The 2,834-nt window shown below is 63.8% G+C and carries 3 protein-coding genes; 2 read left to right on the top strand and 1 reads right to left on the bottom strand.

Annotated elements, in window-relative coordinates; translation table 11 throughout:
• Positions 1 to 194: 194 nt before the first annotated feature.
• A complete protein-coding gene (gene sdaAB / locus ACYVDE_RS19275; protein WP_460503165.1) occupies positions 195 to 875 on the bottom strand; it encodes an L-serine ammonia-lyase, iron-sulfur-dependent subunit beta in 681 nt (226 codons plus the stop codon).
• A gap of 216 nt (positions 876 to 1,091) precedes the next feature.
• On the opposite strand from sdaAB, the gene ACYVDE_RS19270 reads away from it, so the two are divergent.
• Both ACYVDE_RS19270 and ACYVDE_RS19265 read left to right on the top strand, forming a co-directional pair.
• Positions 1,092 to 2,084 (top strand): tryptophan 2,3-dioxygenase, encoded by a 993-nt coding sequence (locus tag ACYVDE_RS19270; RefSeq protein WP_460503164.1) that lies wholly within the window; start codon positions 1,092 to 1,094, stop codon positions 2,082 to 2,084.
• A gap of 446 nt (positions 2,085 to 2,530) precedes the next feature.
• The coding region (locus tag ACYVDE_RS19265) for a hypothetical protein (RefSeq protein WP_460503163.1) at positions 2,531 to 2,834 on the top strand (304 nt) is incomplete at its 3' end.

The following is a 2,834-nucleotide window of genomic DNA, read 5'->3' as shown; positions in this document are numbered from 1 at the left end:
CGGCGTTTGGGCCCGGGCGGCGGGCACCAGCGCCAGCGTGCCCACCAGGCCAGCCAGCAGTCGCCGCTTCGCCAATTTACTGAAGGCGGCAGTAGTGCGTATGTTCATCTTGCAGAAAAATAATCTTCGGAAAGTAGCAGTAGCAGGTCGTTGAAGCTGAATCGGCAGCGAGCGAATTTTATTACGCCGCCAGCTTACTCCAGAGTGGCAATATGGGTAACTTGGTGTACCCAGCTCAGCTGCCGCAAGTAAGCCAGGGTGATGTCTTTGATGGGGCTGTCCATTTCGATGAACTGTCGGGCGGCATCGTTGCGGCCCTTGCGGCTCACGAACATCGTGGCAATGTTGCACTGGTCGTGGGCGATGACGGAGGCGATGAAGGCAATGGAGCCCGGCACGTCGTCGGCATCGATGATGAGCGTGTGCAGGCTACCCGAAAAGTCGGCCGGAAAGCCGTCGACTTCCACAATGCGGATGACGCCGCCGCCCCGGCTCTGGCCCACCACCTCCACGCGGCGGCCGGTGTGGCCATCCAGCAAATTCAGCTTGATGGTGTTGGGGTGCATGGTGGAGGCGTTGCCCACGCTCTGAAACGTGTAGTGCAGCCCGGCGGCCTCGGCGTGCTCGAAGGCGGTGCGGATGCGGGTGTCGTCGGGCGCGTAGCCCAGCAGGCCGGCCACAATGGCGCGGTCGGAGCCGTGGCCTTCGTAGGTGCGGGCAAAGGAGTTGTAGAAGGTGATGAGCGCCTCGGTGGGCAAGGCCCCGAGAATGCGGATGGCGGCCCGGGCAATGCGCACCACGCCGGCCGTGTGCGACGAGCTGGGCCCAATCATCACGGGGCCAATCATGTCAAAAATACTGGATTTTTCGGCCATAGCTGGGCGCAGGGAAAAACGTTGCGGCCCTAAAAGTAGGGCCTGCCGCGCGCTTCAGCCGGCAAAGCGACGGCGGGACGGGGCTATTTTTTGGGCCGCCAGCCCAAGGATGCAGGTTGCCGGCCGAAGGTTGCCCCATGCGGTAACGCAATTTTCCGATATTTGTCGCCGCCCCACCCGGCAATTACCTCCCACCACCCCTCTCACCACCACCCCATGTCCCCCGCTCCCACCCCGGACGAGTTTTCGCCGGCCGTTTACGAGCAGCTGCGGCGCTTGCAGGCCCGCTATGCTCCTGATGGCCAAGACTTGGCCGCCTACCTCGAAGGCCTCTACCACGCCAAATACATCAACTATTGGGACTACATCGAGCTCGATACGCTGCTGTCCATCCAACGCCCGCTCACCAACATCCCCGATGAGCGCATTTTCATCATGTACCACCAGATTTCGGAGCTCTACTTCAAGCTCTGCCTCTGCGAGTACGAGCAGATTGGCGACCTGCAGCACCCTACGCTGGGCGAAGTGGTGCTGCGCCTGGGCCGCATCAACCGCTATTTCGAGAACCTGATTGACTCGTTCGACGTGATGGTCGACGGCATGGACAAGGAGCAGTTTCTCGATTTCCGCATGGCCCTGATGCCGGCTTCCGGCTTTCAGAGCGTGCAGTACCGCATGATTGAGATTGCCAGCACGGCCCTCGAAAACCTCACTGACAAGGTGAAGCGCCAGGCGCTGGGCGAAGCCTCAGCCCACGACTACGACACGCTGCTGGGCTGCATTTACTGGAAAGCCGGTGCCACCATCGAAGCCAGCGGCGCCAAGGCCCTTACGCTCATCGAGTTCGAACGTAAGTACACCGCCGACCTCGTGCGCCACGCCGCTGCCTTCCACGACCGCAACGTGTGGGCCGTGGTGCAGCGCCTCTCGCCCGACGAGCAGCAGCACCCGCGCATGCTGCGCGCCCTGCGCCAGCACATCGTGAGCGTGAACGTGAACTGGCCGCTGATGCACTACAAATCGGCCGTGCGCTACCTGCAGCGCAACCCCACCGACGTGGCCGCCACCGGCGGCACCAACTGGCGCAGCTACCTGCCGCCCAAGTTTCAGCGCCGCATCTTCTACCCGCAGCTATGGAACGCCCAGGAACTCGAAGACTGGGGCAAGGGCTGGGTGGAAAGCGTGCTGAGCGAGAGCGTGCCCGCTTAAGCAGGTAGTTGCCCTAAAAATCTTCGGGTGCTTGAAATGCTCACGACCACGGCGGCTTGGCTGCCTTGGTCGTGCCAGCAGCGCTGTGCCAGCGCTGTGCCAGCGCTGCGCCCGGCTTATGCGGTACCGCGTGTCGGCCGCCGTGGAGTACACATTGCGGCGGGCGCCGGCCGGCACGGACGCATAGCTGCACATCGTGCCCAGGCTGGACAATGCGGCGGACTTCGCCTAGTTCGCCGCAGGACTGCCTCACGGTCAGGGCCCTGGCCGGGCTATTCGGCTAACGATACAGCACTTGGCTGCAGGAAGGTCCGTGCGCGCTGGCGGGCGGGCGCATTATTGGGCCAATTACTTACGGTTCAGTTGATTTAGCCTGGGAAGCGTGGGGCTACCGGCATGCTACATCCGGGCTACCTTTGCGGTGCCCACCCGCCCGCTCGAATTGCATGCCTCAGCCGCCCCGCCCGTCCTCCTGCCCCACCACCGACGAGCTGCTGGAAGCCCTGCCCTGGGGCGTGCTGGCGCTCGACGAGGAGCTGGTTATCCGGCAGGTGAACCCGCAGATGAGCCGCTGGCTGGGGAACGCCCCCGCCGGGCTGCTGGACCAGCCCCTGGCCGACGCCGGCCTGCCAATGGCTGTGTATACGGCTGTCCTGCAACTGCTCGACCCCGACGAAGCCGGTACGTGCGAAGTGCTGATACCCAACACCGGCGCCTGGCTCACGCTCTCGGCCCGCCGGCGGCCCGGCG

Source organism: Hymenobacter agri (assembly GCF_054778495.1).
This window is presented reverse-complemented; position numbering and strand designations above follow the sequence as displayed.

What these genes read in the sequence shown, in the direction of transcription:
- sdaAB (WP_460503165.1), bottom strand. Translation starts at nt 875, where the DNA reads ATGGCCGAAAAATCCAGTATTTTTGACATGATTGGCCCCGTGATGATT.
- ACYVDE_RS19270 (WP_460503164.1), top strand. Translation starts at nt 1,092, where the DNA reads ATGTCCCCCGCTCCCACCCCGGACGAGTTTTCGCCGGCCGTTTACGAG.